The organism is Thiohalomonas denitrificans (genome assembly GCF_900102855.1).
GTDB lineage: Bacteria > Pseudomonadota > Gammaproteobacteria > Thiohalomonadales > Thiohalomonadaceae > Thiohalomonas > Thiohalomonas denitrificans.
The window spans coordinates 228,885-248,916 of record NZ_FMWD01000003.1; the positions used below are offsets into that span (position 1 = coordinate 228,885).

The following is a 20,032-nucleotide window of genomic DNA, read 5'->3' on the forward strand; positions in this document are numbered from 1 at the left end:
ATTGATCAGGTGCCGGGGCCGATCCACCCAGGAAAGTGACCGGTATGGCAATCCCCACATGTTCACCCAGATCGCCCTTTTTGCACTTCAGCCAGCCAGCGCCCGGCTCTTTTCTTCAATCAGTTCCAGCAGGGCGTCGAACGGATCGATAAACTTCTGAATACCCTCTTCCAGTAGCTGGTCGGTAACGGCATCGAGGTCAATGCCCAGTTTTCCCAGGTCCTTCAGGACCTGTTCGGATTGTTCCACATCCTCTTCAATGGTGTTGCCAACGCGTCCGTGGTCGGCAAAAGCCGCAATCGTATCGTTGGGCATGGTGTTGATGGTGTGTGGTCCGATCAGCGGCTCCACGTACATGACATCGCTATAGTGGGGGTTTTTCGTGCTCGTGCTGGCCCAAAGCATTTTCTGGGGATGGGCGCCTTTCTCTGCCAGTGCTTTCCAGCGCTCCGTGTCCAACAGGGATTGAAACCGGCGATACGCCAGTTTGGCATTGGCAATGGCGGTCCTGCCCAGCAGGTCGACAGGACGCGGATCGGCGGTTTGGCTGGGTACTTCCGGATCGATGATGGCTTCGAGCTTTTTATCGACCAGGGCATCGATCCGGCTCAGGAAGAAACTGGCCACTGAATTCACATCATGAACGGAGTGGCCCGCTTCCACACGTCGCTCAAGCGCCCGCAAGTAGGTCTCGGCGACCTTTTCATAGGCCGTGATCGAAAACAGCAGTGTGACATTGACGTCGATGCCCTCGAACAGAAGTTCCTCGATGGCACCGAGGCCTGCTTGCGTGCCTGGAATCTTGATCATCAAGTTGGGTCGATCAACGGCCGCATGGAGCCGGCGAGCTTCTTTTATGGAGGCCTGCGTCTCGTTGGCCAGGTGCGGTGATACCTCGAGGCTCACGAACCCTTCACGTTCATCGCTGCTGTCGTAAACGGGGCGCAGGATGTCGCAGGCGTTACGAATGTCCTGTGTGACTACACGTTCGTAGATCTCGCTGGTCGAGAGCCCCGAACGGGTGAGATCACGGATCTGGTCGTCATATCCTTCGTGGCCACTGATCGCCTTGTGAAAAATCGCCGGGTTCGATGTGACCCCCCGCAGTCCATCCTCGCGAACCCTACGTTCCAGTTCACCATTGTTGATCATGGCGCGGGTCAGGTTATCGAGCCAATAGCTTTGCCCATAGTCGTGCAGTTGTCGTAGCGGGTTCATCGGGGCGATCTCCTTCGTACCGGACAGAGAAAATTCAACGACCGTCATTCGCTTTCGGCCATACCGTGGCGGCCGGGATGACCTCCCGGCGCAATGACTCAGAGTAGGCAGAGGAATGGATCGATCAACGGATTCTCTCCTCTGCGCTTCCGGGTTATGTGGTATCCATGGCCGGATCGTATCCACCGCGAGAGGCATCCGCGGCCAGTCGGGCCCTGTGGTAGAACGCCTGTTGTGCGTCTTCGACGGTATCTGATCGACCACCCCAGGACGCCATGGCCGGCTCCTGAAGGGCTCGGGCGAACGAAAAGCTCAAAGCCCACGGCTGCCCGGTGAAATCCCGGTTCATCGCATTGAGGTTGGCTGTTGCCTGGGCTGGGGTCTGACCGCCGGAAAGGAAGTTGATGCTTTGCACTGCCGCCGGGACGGTTCTCCGCAGTACCTTGATCGTCCATTCAGCCACCTCGTGCGGCTCCGCCTGCCGGTCGTTCGATTTTCCAGGCAAGACCATGTTCGGCTTGAGGAGCATCAGTTCCAGGGCGACACGGTGGCGCTGCAGTGCATGGAAGACTTCGTGCAGGACCGCTTCGCTGACTTCGGCACAGCGTTCGATATCGTGGTCGCCATCGAGCAGTACCTCCGGCTCGACGATAGGCACAACGCCTTCAGCCTGGCAGGCTGCAGCGTAGCGTGCCAAAACTTCGGCATTGGCCTCGATGCCAAGCGGAGTCGGATTGTGCGGGGTGATGCTGTACACCTCGCGCCATTTTGCAAATCGTGCACCTTGCTGTTTGTAACCGACCAGCCGCTCCCTGAGGCCATCCAGTCCCTGGGTAATTTTGTCGCCCCCTGCGCCGGGCAACTCGGTGGTGCCCTTGTCCACCTTGATTCCTGGAACAATCCCCTGTTCGGTGGCCACTTCGGGAAGGGATCGCCCGGAACCGTTCGTCTGTGCAAGTGTCTCTTCAAAGAGAATAACACCGGCAATGTATTCACCCACCCCGGCGGTAGTCAGGAGCAGGGAGCGGTAGGCGCGCCGCGTCTCTTCCGTGGACTCTATACCCACCGCCTTGAAGCGCTTGGTAATCGTGGGGGTACTCTCATCGGCCGCAAGGATACCCTTTCCGGGACGCACCAAAGCGGCCATGGTCTGGTGAAGTTCTTCTGTGGGGGTCATGACAGATGTTCTCCATCGCATCGAAAGGCGTTAAAGTTAAAGGTTAGCAGCCTGTCGGACGTAGGAAGAATCTACCCGGGATGTGGGTGCGGGGATAGCAGGGAGGAATTCCTGCCATGCAGGCATGCTTATCCAAACCGTGAAATGTTGGCTCTCCCTCCCAGCACGTCGCTATGAGTACTCAGGTACGACAGGTGCTAGCCCCGGTTGATACGGCTCAATGGATCTTCAGAAAAGGTTTTGCCCCCGGCAGAACCTGGCCTGCCGGGGGCATGCGGGCCGGCTACTCAGACTTATTCAGCTTGTTCGGGACGGAGTTCGTCACCGGTTACCCCGGGTTCTTCGCCCATACCTGGATCCATACCGGTATCCGTTTCCTGTCGAATGTCCGGAACCGCTGCTTCCCATCCGGCTTCGAAGGCACTGAATTCAGCCTCGTTGATCTGGTTGTCTGAATCAACATCCACATCCTGCCAGGCGTTGACGATACTGGTGTGCGCCTGTGCCTCTTCACGGCTTATCTGGCCATCACCATTCTGGTCGATCTCCTGAAACGAAGCGATTTCGGCGCCCGGGGAGGGGCTTTCACCGCTCACTTCGGCAAGTCGCTGGTTGTCACGGACAGACCCGTAATCATCCGGGTTGTAGGCGGTACGCTGGTCAAGCTCCTCCTCGGTCATTTGTGTCGAGGTGACGATTTCGCCGTTTCGCAGCTGGAGCTCCTCTACCGGATAAGTGACTCTGTTCTGACTGACTCCGAGCATACCGCCAACGACCACGACGGCGTGGAGACTCTGGTCCTCAGCGCTTTGCACGATGTCGCTGATTTCACCCAGGTTGGTGCCGTCGGGGCTGGCGACTGATTTGCCTTTGAGTTCGCTGACCTGCAGCTGCATCAGTGAATCCGGTGATTCACCCGCGGCCTGGGGGTCGCTCTCCATCGGGGTATCATAGACCGTGTATTGTACAGTTTCGGCCTGCACGCCGGGTTGGGAAGCGCTTTTCGTATCTGTCTGTGCGGCAACCGTCGAACCGGATGCGGCCACGGAAAGTCCCATTATCGTCCCGGTGATCAGTGAAAGGTGTTTCTTTTCCATACAGAGCCCTCCTATCCATGTGTTGACCGCTCTTAATGAGTAATAGTGAACGGAACGGGTTGTGACTATGGGAATTTCCACAACGTCTACCGTGTTGTCGCAAGTTTCTCCACCTTACGGGCGATTACCCGGGCCTCGTCGATGGGTACGACCCACACATCGGTCAGACTCTCTCTTGCGGAGATTTGCAACGGGGCATCCGAGCGGACAGCGTTGCGCTCTTTGTCGAGACAGATGCCGAGCGGCTCCAGTCCCTCCAGTATGCGGTTTTGGATGGTGGCTGCGTTTTCGCCCACTCCACCGCCGAACACTATCCCGTCTGCGCCACCCAATGCCGCCAGGTAAGCCCCGACGTATTTCTTTGCGCGATAGCAGTAAGCGGAAACAGCCTCCCCGGCAAGGACAGAAGGGTGGCTCAGCAGTTCTTCCATATCCGCACTGCAGCCTCCCGAAAGGCCCAGAAGTCCCGACTCCTGGTTTAAAATTCGTTCAACCGAGTCGATGGCGGCGGCACTGTCACCCAGTTTTCGCGCCAGGAACAGGACGATTTCCGGATCGAGATCGCCGCTGCGCGTCGCCATGATCAGTCCTTCTACAGGCGAGAAACCCATCGAAGTGTCGATGGGTCGTCCCCGGTCGATCGCCGCCGCTGAAGCCCCGCCTCCAAGCTGGAGCGAAATCAGGCGACCGCCACGTTCCAGTTCGGGATGGATTTCGCACCACGACTGCCACATCGCCTGATGGGCAATGCCATGGAATCCGTAACGCCGAATCCCGTAACGTTCGCCAAGGTCACGGGGGAGGGCGTAGCGGGCCGCAACCGAAGGCAGGTCTGCAAAAAATCCGGTATCAAAAATCGCGACCGCCGGGACATCTTTCCAGAGCCTTCGAGAGGCGGCAATCCAGCGGCTGGCGAACGGGTTGTGCAGGGGCGCCAGTTCGGAGAGCCGGTCGATTTGTGCGGCAACGGAATCATCGATAAAAACCGGTTGTGACAGTGCGGCTCCGCCATGCACCACCCGATGCCCGACCATCTTCGGTATCCGGCCGTCACAAAACTCCGGCAGGACTTCTTCCGCCCGCGCATCGCCGGGAAACTTGTCGTCATGCACTCGCTGGTGATCGGTGAAGCGAGTCAGCTTGACCGAGGTGCTCCCGGCGTTGACCACGAGAATGTCCACCAGCTCAGCCTCCGAAATCGATAATGGGTACTTCCAGTGTACGCCCTGACACAACGACTGAAGGGCGTTGACACCCGACCCCCCAAGTCTATCTTGCTCGGTAGAGGAGTCGCCTATGTGGGATGATCGGGAAAGTCGTCGAACGGGAGCTGATGCTGAAGTGCTCTTCTACCGGCATGGTGTGCCGGCCGGAAGCGGCAAGGTCAGGAATGTCAGTCTCGACGGGTTGTTTCTGGAGACCAATACTCCCGATCTCGATCGGGATGATCATGTGGAGCTGGAATACCGAAGCCTCAGCGGAACGCGAATTTACCGCTTCGATGCACTCGTTGTACACCGGAGTGAAGATGGCATAGGTTTATTCGTGGAGCGAGATGATAGACGGGTGGCCGACGGGATTCGGGCCCTGATGGGAATCCACAAGCGCATTCACCATTGAAGCGGCGCAAGGCGCAGAGTCACAGGAGGTGGCATGAGCACGACGGCCAAGGTACTGGCCATCGTTCTTGCCGGCGGGGAGGGTTCGCGCCTGAGTCCGCTGACGCAGGAGCGATCGAAGCCATCGGTTCCCTTTGGTGGACGCTATCGAATCGTCGATTTTGTGCTCAGTAATTTCATCAATTCACATGTTTACTCCATTTACCTCCTGGTCCAGTACAAATCCCAATCGTTGATAGAACACGTGCGCAAGGGCTGGGGGTTGTCACCGCAGATTACCGGCCACTTTGTAACCGTCGTCCCGCCGCAGATGCGTGGTGGTGCCGATTGGTTCCAGGGTACCTCGGATGCGGTATACCAGAATCTCAACCTGATCCATAAGCACCGTCCCGATCTGGTTGCGGTGTTCGGTGCCGACCACATCTACCGGATGGACCTGCGGCCGATGATTTCTTTTCATCAGAAGATGCGCGCTGACGTGAGCGTTGCTTCACTCCCCGTGCCCCTCACCGAGGTGAGCGCCTTTGGAATCATCGAAACGGATGAAAAGGGCCGGATTAGCAGGTTTCAGGAAAAGCCCGAGACTGCCAAGCCCATGCCCGGCAATAAAAATCGCGCGTTCGCATCCATGGGTAACTATCTCTTCAATCGTGATGCGCTCGTGGATGCTCTCGAGGAAGCACACCGGAGAGGAGAAAAGGACTTTGGAAAGGATGTCATTCCACGGTTGCTCGGTGATAAGGACGTCTATGCGTATGACTTTTCCAGCAACCAGGTCCCCGGCGTCAAAGCGTACGAGGAGCACGCCTACTGGCGGGACGTCGGGAGCATCCGTGCCTACTGGCATGCCCATCAGGACCTGCTGGGTTCGCAGCCGCGATTCGATCTCTTCAATCCGTTCTGGCCCATTCGTTCCAGCCATTACGACGGGCCCACCGCCAGGATCATCACGGGCCGGGTGGAAGACAGTAGTATCGGTGCAGGAGCTATTATCTTTGGTGGCCATATCAAGAAGAGTATTGTGCGTCGGGAAGTGGTCATCGAGGACGACGTCGAACTGGAAGGTTGCATCATCATGGATTATGTGATGATTAAACGGGGAAGTCGTCTTCGAAATGTCATTGTCGATCGCTACAACATCATTGATGAAAACACGCAAATCGGGTTTGACAGGAAGGCGGATGAGGCCAATTACTACGTTGACGAAGCCTCCGATCTGGTCGTCGTCTCCAAAGGGCGGAGACACCTGGATCCTGTCTATTAGACCAATAGTGCACGCCTGCAGGAGCATCAGGAGTAACTCTTTGGATTGCGTTCCAGACCTCCATGCGTCGACCGGCCGCCCCCCCTTTCTCTAAGCGGATTCTAGCCTGATATAGCGGTTTCGAAGAGATGACGTCGGCCTGAAGACCGACCTGCGGGTACAGTGACCAGGTGCCTGGAAGGTGGCACAATAGGGCGTAACGGCCTCCACCGACCCTGGCCCCTCTCACCGCTCTCAGTCTCCGTCTTATGAATACAAAACGTCTTCGGGAAACCGGAAAAAAAGGTAAGGTCTGCTGGTTGGTGTTCGCTCTGTTCGGTGTGCTCATCGGCTCCGCCCGGGCAGGCGAGGTTTCGGTAGCGGTGGCGGCCAATTTTACCGATGCCACACGGATCATCGTCAAGAAATTCGAGGCTGCCACCGGGCACGGGGCGAAAGTGAGTTTCGGCTCAACCGGCAAGCTTTATGCACAAATCGTCAACGGTGCCCCTTTCGAGGTCTTCCTCGCCGCGGACAGTGACCGGCCGATGCGATTGGAAAACGAGGGAGTGGCCGTCAAAGGGAGTCGTTTCACCTATGCGCGGGGACGACTGGTCCTGTGGAGCCCGGATGAAGAGAGGGTGGATCTCCGGGGAGAGGTTCTTGAATCCGGCGATTTCCGCAAGCTGGCACTGGCCAACCCGGCAACCGCACCCTACGGGCTGGCTGCCCGACAGGTGCTCGAAAATCTGGACCTTTGGGAAGGACTGCGGCGCAAGCTGGTTCGCGGTGACAACATCGCCCAGACCTTCCAGTTTGTAGCCACCCGCAACGCGCAGCTGGGCTTTGTCGCCCGCTCTCAGGTGTTGGCACTTCCCGAGGCGGAGCGGGGATCCTGGTGGAACATTGACCCGGAGCTCTATGAGCCCATCCGCCAGCAGGCGGTTCTCCTCGATCGCGGTAGAAACGACCCGGTGGCGCAAGCCTTTATGGAGTATCTGAAGAGCGATGAAGTCCGCGAAATCATTGAGCGCCTGGGCTACGATAACGCGCGGATTTTGCGCAAGGGTTCAGATTAAATAATGGCATCCAACCATCCGAGGCTGTAGCGGTGGGCTATCCGGGACCGTCAGCGGCAAGGATGCCGCGTCGAGCCTACACGGGTGTATTCACGGCGTGTCCCGGATAGCCCACCGCTACAGCCTGGGCACCATTTCCGAACAGCTATTTTAGGTGAAAGGTGGAATTTGACTGGACCCCTGTCTGGCTGACGCTGCAGTTGGCCTCCGTGACGACGCTGATTCTACTGGTAGTGGGGACGCCTATTGCCTGGTGGCTGGCAAGGACCGGTTCCTGGCTGAAGCAGCCGATTGGGGCTGTCGTGGCACTACCGCTGGTACTGCCGCCGACCGTGCTGGGCTTCTATTTGCTGCTGTTGCTGGGGCCCAACGGACCGGTGGGGGAACTGACCCGGACACTGGGCCTGGGAACGCTGCCGTTTACCTTTGCAGGACTGGTAGTGGCATCGGTGTTTTATTCACTGCCGTTTGTTGTACAGCCACTGCAAAATGCCTTCGAAGCTTTGGGTGAACGACCACTGGAGGTGGCGGCGACTCTCCGGGCCTCGCCTTGGGATCGTTTCCTGACGGTGGCAGTGCCGTTGGCCCGTCCCGGTTTTCTGACTGCGACGGTGCTGGGTTTCGCCCACACGGTTGGGGAGTTCGGGGTGGTGTTGATGATTGGTGGCAATATTCCTGGTGAGACCAGGGTCCTGTCGGTTGCCATTTACGACCACGTAGAGATGCTTGAATACGGCAAGGCACACGCCCTCTCGGCCGGTATGGTCGGTTTTGCTTTCGTGGTCCTCTACCTCCTGTATCTCGCCAACCAGCGACTCGGGATGCGGCGCTCGTGAATGGATTGAGGGCGAGTTTCGTAACCCGCCTCGGCGGCTTCAGCCTTGAGGCGGCATTCAACGGGCCGGGCGTCGGAGTGACGGCCTTGTTTGGCCACTCCGGATCGGGTAAAACCACGCTGCTTCGCTGTATCGCAGGTCTGGAAAGGGCGCAGGGATATCTGGAGGTCAATGGCGAGGTGTGGCAGGACCGTAAAACCTTTCTTCCTGTACACCGCCGGTCCCTCGGTTATGTCTTTCAGGAGGCGAGTCTGTTTCCGCATTTATCGGTTCGGCGTAACCTCGAATTCGGCTGGAAACGTATCGCCCGGAGTGAACGGCGGGTGGCCTTCGAACAGGCAGTGGAACTGCTCGGCATTGAACCGCTGCTGCCACGGAACCCCTCGAGCCTTTCCGGTGGCGAACGCCAGCGGGTTGCCATCGCCCGTGCACTATTGACCAGCCCAAGGCTGCTACTGATGGACGAGCCCCTTTCCGCCCTGGATGAGCGTAGCAAGCAGGATATTTTGCCCTACCTGGAGCGGCTCCATGGTGAATTGGCGCTTCCTGTGATCTATGTCAGCCACTCCCTGACGGAGGTTGCGCGGCTTGCCGATTACATGGTCTGGATGGAGCAGGGCTGCGTCAGCGCGCAGGGTGCGTTGGCGGAGGTGCTGTCCCGGTTTGATTTGGAAGCATCGGAGGCGGAGGAGGCCGGTGCTGTCATTGATGCCGTAGTGGCGGTGCACGATCACCCCTATCACCTGACCGGTCTTGACAGCCCGTGGGGCCGGCTTTGGGTCAAACAGATGGACGCCATCCCGGGGCGCCGGGTGCGGGTACGTCTGCCGGCCAGGGATATCAGTATTGGTCTGGTACCGGACCGGGACAGCAGTATTCTCAATGTCTGGAGCGCACAAGTGGATTCCGTTGGAGACGCCGCTCCCGGTCAGGTACTGGTTCGTTTGCGGCAGCCTGACGATGAACAGGCACCGCCGATTATTGCGCGGATTACCCGTCGTTCTGCCGATGCGCTTGAACTGAGCGAAGGCAGGCGAGTGTATGCGCGAATCAAGAGTGTCGCGTTGATGTAGGGGACATCGTTCCACGGCGCAACGTACCTTTTGTTAGTTACGAGCGATGGGGAGATGGTACGGCATGGCTGAAGAATCCACGGTAATTCTGGTCGGGGTCGTTGTGATCGGGGTGCTTTGCCAATGGGCGGCGTGGCACCTGAAACTGCCCGCCATTCTCCTTCTCCTTTTGGCAGGGATTCTACTCGGGCCGGTTGCCGGAATTGTCGATCCCGATGCCCTGCTCGGTGACCTGCTGTTCCCCGTGGTCTCTCTTTCGGTGGCAATCATCCTTTTCGAGGGCGCGCTCCGTCTCAAGCTTCACGAGGTTACCGGTGGCCTCGGCTCGGTGGTACGTAATCTGGTCAGCGTCGGTGCGCTGTTCAATTGGCTCATCATGTCGGCAGCTGCCCACGCATTTATCGGTTTCGACTGGCCACTTTCGCTTCTCTTCGGCGCTGTTGTGACCGTTACCGGACCGACGGTAATCATTCCGCTGTTAAGAACCATGCGCCCCAATGCCAATATTTCCCGGGTGCTGCGCTGGGAAGGGATCATCATCGATCCGTTCGGGGCCATCCTGGCGATTCTGGTCTTCAAGTACATCATTTCGGGGCGTAGCGCCGATCCCCTGACCACCTTTTTCCTCAGCGCAGGGGCTGGTCTGGGGGCCGGCCTTCTGGGTGCCGCAGTGCTGGGGTTTATCCTGCGCCGCCATCTGTTTCCCGGTTATTTGACCAACGTCGGTACCCTGGCTTTCGTTCTGGCCGTCTTTACCGGGGCCAATTTGTTGCAGGAAGAGACCGGGCTGCTGGCGGTAACGGTCATGGGAGCCTTCATTGCCAACATGCGGGATGTGCCTGCCGAGGAGATTCTCGACTTCAAGGAGAGTCTCAGTGTCGTACTGATATCGGTGCTCTTCATCCTTCTGGCTGCCCGTCTCGACCTGACCCCGCTGCTGGACTTCGTCTATCCCGCCCTCGCGCTTCTTGCCGTTGTGCTCTTCGTTGCCCGTCCGGTGGCCGTTGCGGTGTCTACCTGGAGATCGAAGCTGAACTGGCGGGAGAGGGCTGTGCTGGCCTGGGTGGCTCCCAGAGGGATCGTTGCGGCAGCCGTTTCTGCGGCGTTCGCACTTCGTCTGGAGAGTGACGGCTATCCCGGTGCCGAACTCCTGGCCCCGCTCGCCTTTATGGTGATCATCGGTACCGTAGTGCTGCAGGGGCTTACCGCCCGTCCCGTGGCCAATCTCTTGGGTGTTTCCGAACCGGAGCCCAAAGGGGTCATCATCGTGGGGGCGCACCGGGTCGCCCGCGCCATCGGTAGCTCCCTGCAAGAGAACGGGTTTCCGGTCATCCTGGCCGATGCCAACTGGGAAGATATTGGCAAGGCTCGCATGGAAGGTCTTTCGACTTATTTCGGCAATCCGATATCGGCACATGCCGACCGGCATCTCGATCTGGTGGGGGTCGGGCGCCTGATGGCCATGAGTCACCGTCCGGACTTCAATGCATTGACCTGTCTGCGCTTCAAGAGTGAATTCGGAGCCAATCGCGTGTACGCCCTGCGCATGCCGGAGGAAGGAGAGGATAAAGACAAGCGCGAGCCTGCCTCCCGCTACGCCTGCCCTACGCTTTTCCGCGAAAAGGTGACGCTCCCGATGTTGAGTAGTCTGTTGGCTCAGGGTGGTGAAATCCGCACCACACCCTTGACGGAAAATTTTTCGATGACGGAGTACCGAAAGTTTTACCGGGGACGGGCCATACCCCTGTTTGCGATAGACCCGGCCGGTCGGTTACGGGTCTTCACCGAGGCCAGGGAGCTCGAGCCGAATGCGGGATGGCGTGTGATTGGGCTCTTACCTGAGGAGTTGGTCCAGGTGATGCGGGAGGAGCGTTCGGAAGTGCAGAATGACGGTACTGGTTAGCAGAAGCCGCAGTGCGGTCTAGACTAAAGGGCACGGCTTGAGTTTTGCCGCGTCGTTTGGCAAACGAGCGGGATAATAAACCAAATATAGCTGACGCAAGGAAGGGGGGAGTTTGTTTTGGCTAGTGGAAAGCCGTTGTCAATGCGGGGGGAGACACGGTGAGACCAGGCCTGCGTACCCGGTATGCCGTTTCCACTTCGTGTCTCATTATCGTCGTCGTACTGGTCCTCTCCAGCGGCCTGATGTGGCATTTTCGGCAGGCCCTGGAGAATCTGTCCCAGGCTGGAATGCAGACACTCAGCGAATTGGGAGAGTCCCAGTTACGTAACCACGGCCTGGAGTTTGCCCACCTGGTCGCCGGAAACGTGGCCAGCCCCTATTCACGCCAGAGCATTGAACGCATGCACGAGGTGCTGCAGGACGCTCGTCAACATTATAGCGTCGAGTACCTGGTGCTGTTCGATGAGCGGGGACGGGCCGTCCTGGACGGCTTACGACAGAATGCGCCATCGTTTGGCGAGCCTCTGCCCGAGTCGTTCGCCCTCGGGGTCTTTGAGGATGGCGAGCCGATTGTCCGTCACCGCAACGGCATCATCGACGTCGCCGTACCCGTGGTAACAACCGTTGCGGGGCAGAATGCCGGGGAGAGGGAGCTCCTCGGCGGGCTCTGGGTCGGCTTTTCCAAGAAAATGATGACCGTTCGCCTGTCGGAGATGAGGGACGAGCTCACTGCGTTACGTTTGGAGACCTTGCGGGAAGAATTAATTGCCATCGCCCTTATTACTTCGGCTCTGCTGGTCGGCGGTATATTGGTGGCGGTGCAATTGGGCAGACGCCTGACCGATCCCATTCTCAAACTGGCCGCTACGGCGCAACGCATCGGGCAGGCGCAGCCGGCCACAATCGATGTGGATCGCGGGGACGAAGTCGGTGACCTCGCCAAGGCCCTAGCCGCCATGCAGGAGAGTCTCAGGGCGACGACCGTATCGAAAGACTACCTTGGCGCCATTATCCACAGCCTCCACGAAACATTGCTGGTCACCGATGCGCAATGGCGCATCCGACTCACCAACCGGGCCATACGAGATAGCTTCGGTTTCGAGGAAGATGAGCTCATTGGACGATCCATCGACGAGTTGTTCAACGGATCGGCAGAGTGCCGGTCCGTTTTCGACGCGACCTCCACTTATGCCTATCGGGAGTGTTCCTTCAAGGCAGGGGACGGTAAGTGGGTGCCAGTGGTGGCTTCGGCGGCTTTGCTTAAGGGGGAAGACGGTCAAACCGGTACCGTATTCGTGATCCAGAACATTGCCGAGCGCAAGGAGATGGAGGATGAGCTTCGCCATTACCGCGACAACCTTGAGCGGCTCGTCACAGAGCGGACCGCGGAGTTGAGCGCAGTCAATGAGGAGCTGGAGTCGTTCAGTTATTCCATTTCCCATGATTTGCGCGCGCCGCTTCGGGCCCTGAACGGATTCAGCCAGATGCTCATGGAGGATTATCGGGAGCGGCTGGACGAGGACGGTCAAGGCTATCTGGAGCGTATCCGCGGCGCCAGCGAACGTATGTCGCAGATGATTGATGGCATGCTCACGCTCTCCCGGGTAGCGCGTCGGGAAATCAGGCGGGAATCGGTGGATCTGAGTGCTCTGGCCGAGGAGTTGCTGGACGAACTGCGTTCGGCAGATCCGAAGCGCAGGGTCGAGCTCCATATTGAATCGGGGCTCAGGGTCACTGGCGACCCGGCGCTCCTGCGCCTGCTCATGCAGAATCTTCTCCATAATGCGTGGAAATTTACCGCAAATCGGGAACCTGCACGGATCGAAGTGGGTCGTTCCATAGAGGATGGGCAGACATTTTTCTTTGTGCGCGATAATGGCAGCGGCTTCGATATGTCTGAGGCGAACGAACTCTTCAAACCTTTCCGGCGTCTGGAGAGCGCACAGCACTACGAGGGTACCGGCATTGGACTGGCCACGGTATCGCGGGTTGTGATGCGGCACGGTGGAAGAATTTGGGCCACCGGAACGCGAGGAGAGGGTGCCACTTTCTCTTTTACCATTCCGGATCGTCGCCTGGCTCGCCGATCCTCGGCTTGAGCCTTGAAAGAGGGCCGTCGCGGCTGGCCGCTCTCGACTTTCCGCTGTCTTGGCGTTAACTTGCCACCACCGTTCACTCTGAGAGAACCAGCTGTGCTGAATTCGGATCGGCGGCCCCTGCGAATGGCTGCCTTTTTCCTGTTGCTAGCCGTGCTCCTGACCGCCTGCTCGCGTACCGGGACCGAGACCCTTAGGTATGAGCTCTACGTCTTCGGCACGCTGGTGAACGTCACCCTTTGGGAAGTACAGCCGGAGGAGGGCGAGGTCGCAATTACCGAGCTCAATGAAGCCTTTCAGCGCATGCACCACGATTGGCATGCCTGGAAACCGGGGCCGCTGGTGGACATCAACCGGGCCATTGCCCGCGGTGAATCGACGGAAGTGATCCCCTCTCTAGTGCCCATTATCGAACAGTCCAAAGTACTCGAGAGACGTAGTGATGGGCTGTTCAACCCGGCGATCGGTGGGCTGCTCTCAATTTGGGGCTTCCAGAGCGACCAGCCACCGAGCGGGCCCCCGCCGGCGAGCGAGGCTATCGCCGAGTGGGTGGAGCAAGCCCCCTCCATGGAAAATGTGCATCTGGATGGAAATGTACTGACCTCCGACAACCCTGCTGTGCAACTCGATTTCGGTGCCTTCGCGAAGGGCTACGCCGTCGACCTTGCAATCAGGCACCTGCGCGAGAGGGGTATTGAGAACGCCATTGTGAATGCCGGCGGCGATTTGCGTGCCATAGGCAGCAAAGGTGAAAAGCCATGGCGTGTCGGGGTTCGTCACCCGCAAGGGGGTGGCGTGATGGCGGCCATCGAAGTCCGTGATGACGAGAGTGTCTTCACCTCAGGTAACTATGAACGTTATCGGGAGCACGAAGGAGTCCATTACCCGCACATTCTCGATCCGCGTACCGGCATGCCGATCGAGAGCGTGACCTCGGTGACCGTGATTCATGATAACGGAGCGGAAGCCGATGCCGCTGCCACCGCTTTGATCGTCGCCGGTCCGAAGGAGTGGCACCGCATTGCAGAACAGATGGGTATCCGTTATGTCATGCTGGTCGATGATGGTGGTACCATTTACATGAACCCTGCGATGGCCGAACGCGTCGATTTGCAGGGTGACGCGGCGCAGAACGTCGAACTCAGCCAATCGCTTTGAGGGGCCGGGGAGGAACGCCGGGTGCCGAACCGCTCAACTTCAGCCCTGGACACTCGACGGCCACATCCCTGCGGCACGGGTGGTATTCAGTCCGCCGGCGTGAGTCGCAGGATTTTCCCGTTGGTCTGGTCGGTCAGGGCATACACGGCCCCGTCCATTCCCTGAACCACATCCCGGATGCGGGCATCCAGTTCGATACGCTCCTCTTCGGTGATCTGCTCGCCGTCCTGGCTGAGGCGGACGATGGCCTGAGCCACCAGGCCGCCGACGAGGATGTTGCCCTGCCATTCGGAAAATTGACCGCCGGTGTAGAACGTCATGCCTGAAGGGGCGATTACCGGTGTCCACTGATAGAGAGACTGTGCCAGTTCCGGCCGTGTCGGTGGGTCGGGGATATTGCGACTGTCATAGTGGCTGCCCCAACTGACCAGCGGCCACCCGTAGTTGCGACCGGCCTCGGCAATGTTGAGCTCATCGCCCCCTTTCGGCCCATGCTCGATCTCCCAGAGCTGGCCGGTCTCGGGATGGATCGCTGCGGCCTGGATATTGCGGTGGCCGTAGGACCAGATCTCGGGCTTCGCTCCCGTCTGGTTCACAAAGGGGTTGTCTTCCGGCACCGAACCATCGGGGTGGATGCGGACAACGGTTCCAAGGTGGTTGGAAAGCTCCTGGGCCGGATCGAACCTGAACCGCTCACCCGTGGTGATGAACAGTTTTCCATCGGCCGAAAAGGCGAGCCGGGAACCGAAGTGGTTGCCACCCCCGACCTTCGGTTGCTGACGGAAAATGACCTCTACCCGTCTCAATGTATGGTCCTCCAGCCGCCCGCGTACAACGGCCGTTGAGGCGCCCCCTTGCCCGGGTTCTGCGAAGCTGAGATAGACCAGCCGGTTGGACGTGAATTCCGGATCCAGGGCGACATCCAGCAGCCCACCCTGTCCCCGTGCAAACACCTCGGGGACACCGGTAACCGGCTCAGAGATATCTCCCTCCGGTGACACGATGCGCAGTCGTCCAGGCCTTTCGGTGACCAGCATGCGCCTGTCCGGCAGGAAGGCGAGTCCCCAGGGATGTTCGAGTCCCTCCGCCAGCGTTTCGACCTGGATCGGACCCGACTGGCTTTCCACCGTCCGCGCCATGGCAACTGGCATCGCCAAAGCCAATAGCAGTATCCCTCCGACGAGATAATTCTGGTGCGTCATGAACATTTCCCCGGGAAGTGTAGGGACCTGCCCTTAGGTTAGCCCACAGCGAAGAAAGAGGGTGCCTGATGCGAAGCGACCGGTTACCGCCGGTGGTCTTCAAAGGTGGTAGGCATTCACTCGCTGGCTAAAACGAAACCCGGTGAAAATGCCTCTAACCTGTAGTTACCGGTTGGGCGACTTGAGGGAGCCTCTACAAATTCATTTCGTCACTCCCGCGAAAGCGGGAGCCCAGTAAAATCAACGGCTGGATTCCCGCTTTCGCGGGAATGACGAATTTATAGAAGTGGCCCTTGATTCGGCTCTGATGGGCTGTTTAACTGTGCGGCCTTTTGACGGAAGCAGTGAAAGCATGGCGAAAAGACCCGAGATTTACGTGAGTGTGGATATCGAGGCGGATGGACCGATCCCGGGGCCGCACTCCATGCTCAGTATTGGTGCGATAGCCTATGATGCGGCGGGCGAGAACATGGGTGAGTACAGCGCCAATCTGGAGACGCTGCCGGGTGCCATGGCCTATCCACCGACGGAGGAGTGGTGGAAGGGTTTCCCCGAGGCCTGGGCGGAGGCGCGCCGCGAGCCACGGCCGCCGAAAGAGGTGATGGAAGACTTTGCCGGGTGGCTGGAGGGATTGCCGGGTACGCCGATCTTCGTCGCCTGGCCCGCGACATGGGATTTCATGTGGATCTACTGGTATCTGATACATTTCACCGGCAAGCGCACCTTCTCTGAACACGGCATTGACATGCGCTCCTATGCGATGGGCATGCGTCGGAAGGACTTTCGGCATGCCGGAAAGAACTATCTCCCCAAGCGCTGGTTTTCGCCGCAGAGCCACACCCATGTGGCACTTGATGATGCCCGTGAGCAGGGCGAGCTCTTCATGAACATGATGCGCGAAAATCGGGTTAACAAGAAAGATTGAACAGGCCCTGCAAAGCAGGGGGTCGGGTTTATGCCGGTAGCTCGATCCAGAATCGGCTGCTACCCCCTTCCCGCTCCTCGACTCCGACCGTGCCGCCCATGCGAGAGACACCGCGCTGGACGATGGCCAACCCGAGGCCGGTGCCGGGATAAGCCTCTTCCGGGTGAAGTCGTTTGAAAACCCCGAAGATTCGTTCTCGCTGTTCGGCAGGGATTCCCACCCCGTTGTCCTCCACCCATAGCCGAATGCGGTCGGCACTTGATTCGCTGTAGATCCGCACGCGTGGAGTAACACCTTTCGCAACGTAGGTGATTGCGTTATCCAGTAAATTGGAGAGTACCTGCACGAGGGTCGGGTGGTGCCCCCGGGCCTCGCCCAGAGGAGTGTCCACGGTGACTTGCGCCTCTTTTTCCCGGAGCGGCTTTTGCAACGCCGATAATGCATCCGTAACCGCACGATCAAGGCTGACAGGCAGCGACCGGGTTTCGGTTCGGTTGATGTGGCTATAGGTCAACAGGTCCTGAATCAGCACCGTCATGCTTTGCGCGGCATCGCCGATACTATGGACGTAATCGGTACCTTCTTCATCGAGACGGTCGCCATATTTCTCCCTGAGCAGCTCCGCAAACCCCTGCACGGTCCAGAGGTGGCCACGCAGATCATGGGATACGGAGTACGTAAAGGCCTCGATTTCGTTCTGGGCGTCGCGCAGTTCCCCTGTGCGTTCCTGAACACGGGATTCCATCTCTGCCGCATGCCGCTGAACCTCTTCATTGAGTCGAACCTGCTTAATGGCCAGTGCCAGTACGTTGGCGACTTCAACGGCAACATCGAGTGACTCGCCGCTGCAGACCCCGGCGTGGGGGGCAGCCAGGTGCAGAGCACCCAACAGCTCGTCACGATAGGTGATGGGGACGATGGCATAGGCGCGAGCCCCTTCGTCGGCGAAAATCTGCTCCATGACCGAGAGCTGTTCCAGTGCGTTCAACTCCCTCACTATGAACGGTTCACCGTTCCGGACCGAGTCGGGAATGCCTTTCACATCGATGGGCAGGCGATCTGCAATGCGCAGTCGTGTCAACTGATCCGTGCGCAGGGCCAGGACCTCGGCCTCGGCCTTTTGGAGGTCGAAGAGGGTAATTACAATGCGTTTGCAGGGTAATAAATCGCTGATGTGGGAAAGGGCACCCTCGGCGATTTCAGGAAGCGACCGGGCGGCAAGAATCGCCTGGTCCACCTCCCGAAGCACCTTCAGGCGTTCAGTCGAGCGGCGCAACCGGTGCTCCGCCTGCCTTTTCTCTTCCACCTCGTTCTGGAGGTTGCGATTGGTGGCGGTGAGTTCGGCGGTTCTCTCCTGGACGAGCCGCTCGAGCCGGTAGCGGTGCATGTGGAGTTCATCCTCATACCGGCGCATCGGGAGCAGGGCCATGCGGCGGACCGTGATCCAGAGAAAGCTGCCCAGTACTGCTATGAAGATGGTCGATCCGGCGATGAGCTGAAGACGGACCTTTTCGACCACCTCCTCGATGCGGGTGAAGTCCCGATTCATGGTCAGATGCAGTTCCCGGTCCGGAAAAGCCGTCATGGTGTGCTCAACCTCGAAGGTGTAGCGGGCCGGTCGGTCGCGGCTGTATTCCAGCAGTTCGGTTTCTCCGTCGCGTATATGGATGCTTACAATGGCCGGATTTTGTTGAGCCCAATTGCGCAGCGCGGAGCCCATGGTGGAGATATCGCTGGCGGTAGCCGTCCACGTCCCCAGTAGCTTCAGCTCGTGAACGGCATAGACGCGGGCGGAATTGAGGAACTCTTTCCGCTGCTGAGCGACCAGCAAAGCGTCCCCTACGAGCGAAAACGCCAAAAGCACACCCACAAACGTGAGCAATGTGTGCCGGTAACGCAAGGTGTCGGCCCTGCTAGCCAATGAACTCTTCCTGTTATTCGGTGTAGGGGACTGGCAGCCTGTCGGACTTGGCAAAATCTACTACCGTCGTCATCCATGGCGGCATGCAGACTACCGATCGGGTCGATGCAGTCGCATGTGCCTAAAAATCGCGAACATCTCGCCTCGCTCTCCCGCCAGGCTCGCTACGATTGCCAAATCCCACAGGTCGGTAGTAAACCAGTGTAGTTCTCCGGCGACCCGATCCGGCACCTGGGGGGGATTTTGTGGTCTTTACTTACCGATGAGTGGAATCCTGGAACGGGGAGAGCGATGAGTGAAGCCGTCGGTGAAAAAATACTGGTCGTAGATGATGCGCCACAAAACGTCAAACTGTTACGGCTGATCCTCAAGGATGCCGGTTATCGAGTGGTCGAGGCGTTCAGCGGTCCGGAGGCGATGGACAAGCTGCGTGCCGAAAACCCGGCGGCCATGATTCTCGATGTGCGTATGCCCGGCATGAGTGGATATGAAGTTAGCCGGGCGGTACGCGCGGATTCGGAATTCGCCACGCTGCCTGTGATCATGGTTACGGCACTCTCCATGCCCGAAGAGCGCATCAAGGGTATTGAATCCGGTGCCACTGACTTCATTACCAAACCGTTCGACAAAAAAGAACTGCTGGCCCGTCTGCATTCGAGCCTGTCGCTGGTAAAAGCGGAAAGCCGGGGGTCGCTTGATTTCCTCGAGGAGATGGTGGTCATTACGGACCCTGCCTGGCAAATACTGGGGATTTCACCGACGGCCGCTGATGCCTTGGGAGTGACTGGACAAGAGAGTGCGGGCAGTGATCTGCAGCGGCTGTTAACGGAACGCGAGGCCAGTATGCCGGCAGAAACATCGGACGATGGTCTGATTGATTTTCAGATGCGAAGCGTCGATGGTCGCGAACTCATCGGCCGTAGTAACCCGGTAAGCGACCCTCGGGAGCAACTGTGTCTTTGGGTTACCATACTCCGGGAAAGCACATGATCCACCCGTAATTTTCCTGACTTGTGCGTACAGGGAAACAGCTCCTTTGCTCGTAAATCACTTACACGGCGCTCCCGTGAAGCCCCTGAATTCAGCTACGGTAGACACGCGTGTGTAACCGCGACTGGCGGATGCGGTCCAGTACCGCTTCGAACTTGCGAATTCTTTTGATGACACGGTCGCGGTCCTGACGATGCCGTGAGTGATGTGGGGCATTGTCGATATCGGTGAGGCGTGCCTTGCAGTAGGCAAGTTGTCTTCGCAAAGACTCCTCCGAGAGCATCGGATCAGAGGATGTTTTACGATTCAGCCAGGGACTTGCCATCGGCACGACCTCCTTGTTGATCCTTTGAATAAACGCAGTATCAGAACGGTTTTTCGCGCCGGCCCTCCGACCAATTTCTGTCTGCCTCGGTGGACTTGGCTACGGGCTAAATGTAGTCGATGAGCGGCGATTACAAAAATCATTTTCATGAATTTTGACATCGGCGTCCC

Annotated in this window: 17 protein-coding genes; 10 read left to right on the forward strand and 7 right to left on the reverse strand. The window is 58.6% G+C overall.

Going from position 1 to position 20,032, the window contains the following annotated elements; translation table 11 throughout:
* Positions 1-87: 87 nt before the first annotated feature.
* From tal to BLP65_RS05800, 4 genes are all read right to left on the reverse strand, one after another.
* The gene (tal, locus tag BLP65_RS05785; RefSeq protein WP_092994350.1) at positions 88-1,218 is read right to left on the reverse strand and encodes a transaldolase; all 1,131 of its coding nucleotides are present in this window, start codon (positions 1,216-1,218) and stop codon (positions 88-90) included.
* A gap of 154 nt (positions 1,219-1,372) precedes the next feature.
* Positions 1,373-2,395, reverse strand: coding sequence for a class I fructose-bisphosphate aldolase (locus tag BLP65_RS05790; protein ID WP_092993842.1), 1,023 nt, complete (start codon positions 2,393-2,395; stop codon positions 1,373-1,375).
* Positions 2,396-2,688: 293 nt separating this feature from the next.
* Positions 2,689-3,492: an EF-hand domain-containing protein gene (locus BLP65_RS05795; RefSeq protein WP_092993845.1), complete on the reverse strand. Its 804-nt coding sequence runs from the start codon at positions 3,490-3,492 to the stop codon at positions 2,689-2,691.
* Positions 3,493-3,578: 86 nt separating this feature from the next.
* Positions 3,579-4,673, reverse strand: coding sequence for an acetate/propionate family kinase (locus BLP65_RS05800; protein WP_092993848.1), 1,095 nt, complete (start codon positions 4,671-4,673; stop codon positions 3,579-3,581).
* A 115-nt stretch (positions 4,674-4,788) separates the two neighbouring features.
* Between BLP65_RS05800 and BLP65_RS05805 the strand changes: the two genes are divergently transcribed.
* The 8 genes from BLP65_RS05805 to BLP65_RS05840 all read left to right on the forward strand — a co-directional run bounded on the left by BLP65_RS05805 (position 4,789) and on the right by BLP65_RS05840 (position 14,499).
* Positions 4,789-5,112: a PilZ domain-containing protein gene (locus tag BLP65_RS05805; RefSeq protein ID WP_092993851.1), complete on the forward strand. Its 324-nt coding sequence runs from the start codon at positions 4,789-4,791 to the stop codon at positions 5,110-5,112.
* A gap of 33 nt (positions 5,113-5,145) precedes the next feature.
* Entirely contained in the window at positions 5,146-6,375 is a 1,230-nt protein-coding gene (locus BLP65_RS05810) for a glucose-1-phosphate adenylyltransferase (protein WP_092993854.1), read from the forward strand.
* A 248-nt stretch (positions 6,376-6,623) separates the two neighbouring features.
* On the forward strand, positions 6,624-7,433 hold the full coding sequence (gene modA / locus BLP65_RS05815; RefSeq protein WP_092993857.1) for a molybdate ABC transporter substrate-binding protein: 810 nt from the start codon (positions 6,624-6,626) through the stop codon (positions 7,431-7,433).
* 161 nt (positions 7,434-7,594) lie between these two features.
* On the forward strand, positions 7,595-8,269 hold the full coding sequence (gene modB, locus BLP65_RS05820; RefSeq protein ID WP_092993860.1) for a molybdate ABC transporter permease subunit: 675 nt from the start codon (positions 7,595-7,597) through the stop codon (positions 8,267-8,269).
* Positions 8,266-9,342 (forward strand): molybdenum ABC transporter ATP-binding protein, encoded by a 1,077-nt coding sequence (modC, locus tag BLP65_RS05825; protein ID WP_092993863.1) that lies wholly within the window; start codon positions 8,266-8,268, stop codon positions 9,340-9,342. The genes modB and modC overlap by 4 nt, the downstream gene beginning before the upstream one ends.
* A 64-nt stretch (positions 9,343-9,406) precedes the next feature.
* Complete coding sequence (locus BLP65_RS05830) at positions 9,407-11,245, forward strand: cation:proton antiporter (protein ID WP_092993866.1); 1,839 nt, start codon at positions 9,407-9,409, stop codon at positions 11,243-11,245.
* A 158-nt stretch (positions 11,246-11,403) separates the two neighbouring features.
* Complete coding sequence (locus tag BLP65_RS05835; protein WP_092993870.1) at positions 11,404-13,344, forward strand: sensor histidine kinase; 1,941 nt, start codon at positions 11,404-11,406, stop codon at positions 13,342-13,344.
* A gap of 93 nt (positions 13,345-13,437) precedes the next feature.
* Complete coding sequence (locus tag BLP65_RS05840) at positions 13,438-14,499, forward strand: FAD:protein FMN transferase (RefSeq protein WP_245688244.1); 1,062 nt, start codon at positions 13,438-13,440, stop codon at positions 14,497-14,499.
* Between the two features lie 86 nt (positions 14,500-14,585).
* On the opposite strand, the gene BLP65_RS05845 is transcribed toward BLP65_RS05840, so the two are convergent.
* On the reverse strand, positions 14,586-15,701 hold the full coding sequence (locus BLP65_RS05845; RefSeq protein WP_217631912.1) for a PQQ-dependent sugar dehydrogenase: 1,116 nt from the start codon (positions 15,699-15,701) through the stop codon (positions 14,586-14,588).
* A gap of 352 nt (positions 15,702-16,053) precedes the next feature.
* Between BLP65_RS05845 and BLP65_RS05850 the strand changes: the two genes are divergently transcribed.
* Positions 16,054-16,626, forward strand: coding sequence for a 3'-5' exonuclease family protein (locus BLP65_RS05850; protein WP_092993876.1), 573 nt, complete (start codon positions 16,054-16,056; stop codon positions 16,624-16,626).
* A 28-nt stretch (positions 16,627-16,654) separates the two neighbouring features.
* Here the strand turns inward: BLP65_RS05850 and BLP65_RS05855 are convergent, their stop codons facing one another.
* Positions 16,655-18,547: a sensor histidine kinase gene (locus tag BLP65_RS05855; RefSeq protein WP_092993880.1), complete on the reverse strand. Its 1,893-nt coding sequence runs from the start codon at positions 18,545-18,547 to the stop codon at positions 16,655-16,657.
* 291 nt (positions 18,548-18,838) lie between these two features.
* Between BLP65_RS05855 and BLP65_RS05860 the strand changes: the two genes are divergently transcribed.
* Positions 18,839-19,537 carry a response regulator gene (locus tag BLP65_RS05860; RefSeq protein ID WP_092993883.1) on the forward strand — a complete coding sequence of 233 codons (699 nt, stop codon included), beginning with the start codon at positions 18,839-18,841 and terminating at the stop codon, positions 19,535-19,537.
* Between the two features lie 91 nt (positions 19,538-19,628).
* Here the strand turns inward: BLP65_RS05860 and BLP65_RS16875 are convergent, their stop codons facing one another.
* On the reverse strand, positions 19,629-19,802 hold the full coding sequence (locus BLP65_RS16875) for a hypothetical protein (protein ID WP_217631913.1): 174 nt from the start codon (positions 19,800-19,802) through the stop codon (positions 19,629-19,631).
* Between the last annotated feature and the right edge of the window lie 230 nt (positions 19,803-20,032).

Bases quoted from the DNA above. Each gene is read 5' to 3' on its own strand.
- tal (WP_092994350.1), bottom strand. From the start codon at position 1,218: ATGAACCCGCTACGACAACTGCACGACTATGGGCAAAGCTATTGGCTC.
- BLP65_RS05790 (WP_092993842.1), bottom strand. From the start codon at position 2,395: ATGACCCCCACAGAAGAACTTCACCAGACCATGGCCGCTTTGGTGCGT.
- BLP65_RS05795 (WP_092993845.1), bottom strand. From the start codon at position 3,492: ATGGAAAAGAAACACCTTTCACTGATCACCGGGACGATAATGGGACTT.
- BLP65_RS05805 (WP_092993851.1), top strand. From the start codon at position 4,789: ATGTGGGATGATCGGGAAAGTCGTCGAACGGGAGCTGATGCTGAAGTG.
- BLP65_RS05810 (WP_092993854.1), top strand. From the start codon at position 5,146: ATGAGCACGACGGCCAAGGTACTGGCCATCGTTCTTGCCGGCGGGGAG.
- modA (WP_092993857.1), top strand. From the start codon at position 6,624: ATGAATACAAAACGTCTTCGGGAAACCGGAAAAAAAGGTAAGGTCTGC.
- BLP65_RS05830 (WP_092993866.1), top strand. From the start codon at position 9,407: ATGGCTGAAGAATCCACGGTAATTCTGGTCGGGGTCGTTGTGATCGGG.
- BLP65_RS05845 (WP_217631912.1), bottom strand. From the start codon at position 15,701: ATGACGCACCAGAATTATCTCGTCGGAGGGATACTGCTATTGGCTTTG.
- BLP65_RS05850 (WP_092993876.1), top strand. From the start codon at position 16,054: ATGGCGAAAAGACCCGAGATTTACGTGAGTGTGGATATCGAGGCGGAT.
- BLP65_RS05860 (WP_092993883.1), top strand. From the start codon at position 18,839: ATGAGTGAAGCCGTCGGTGAAAAAATACTGGTCGTAGATGATGCGCCA.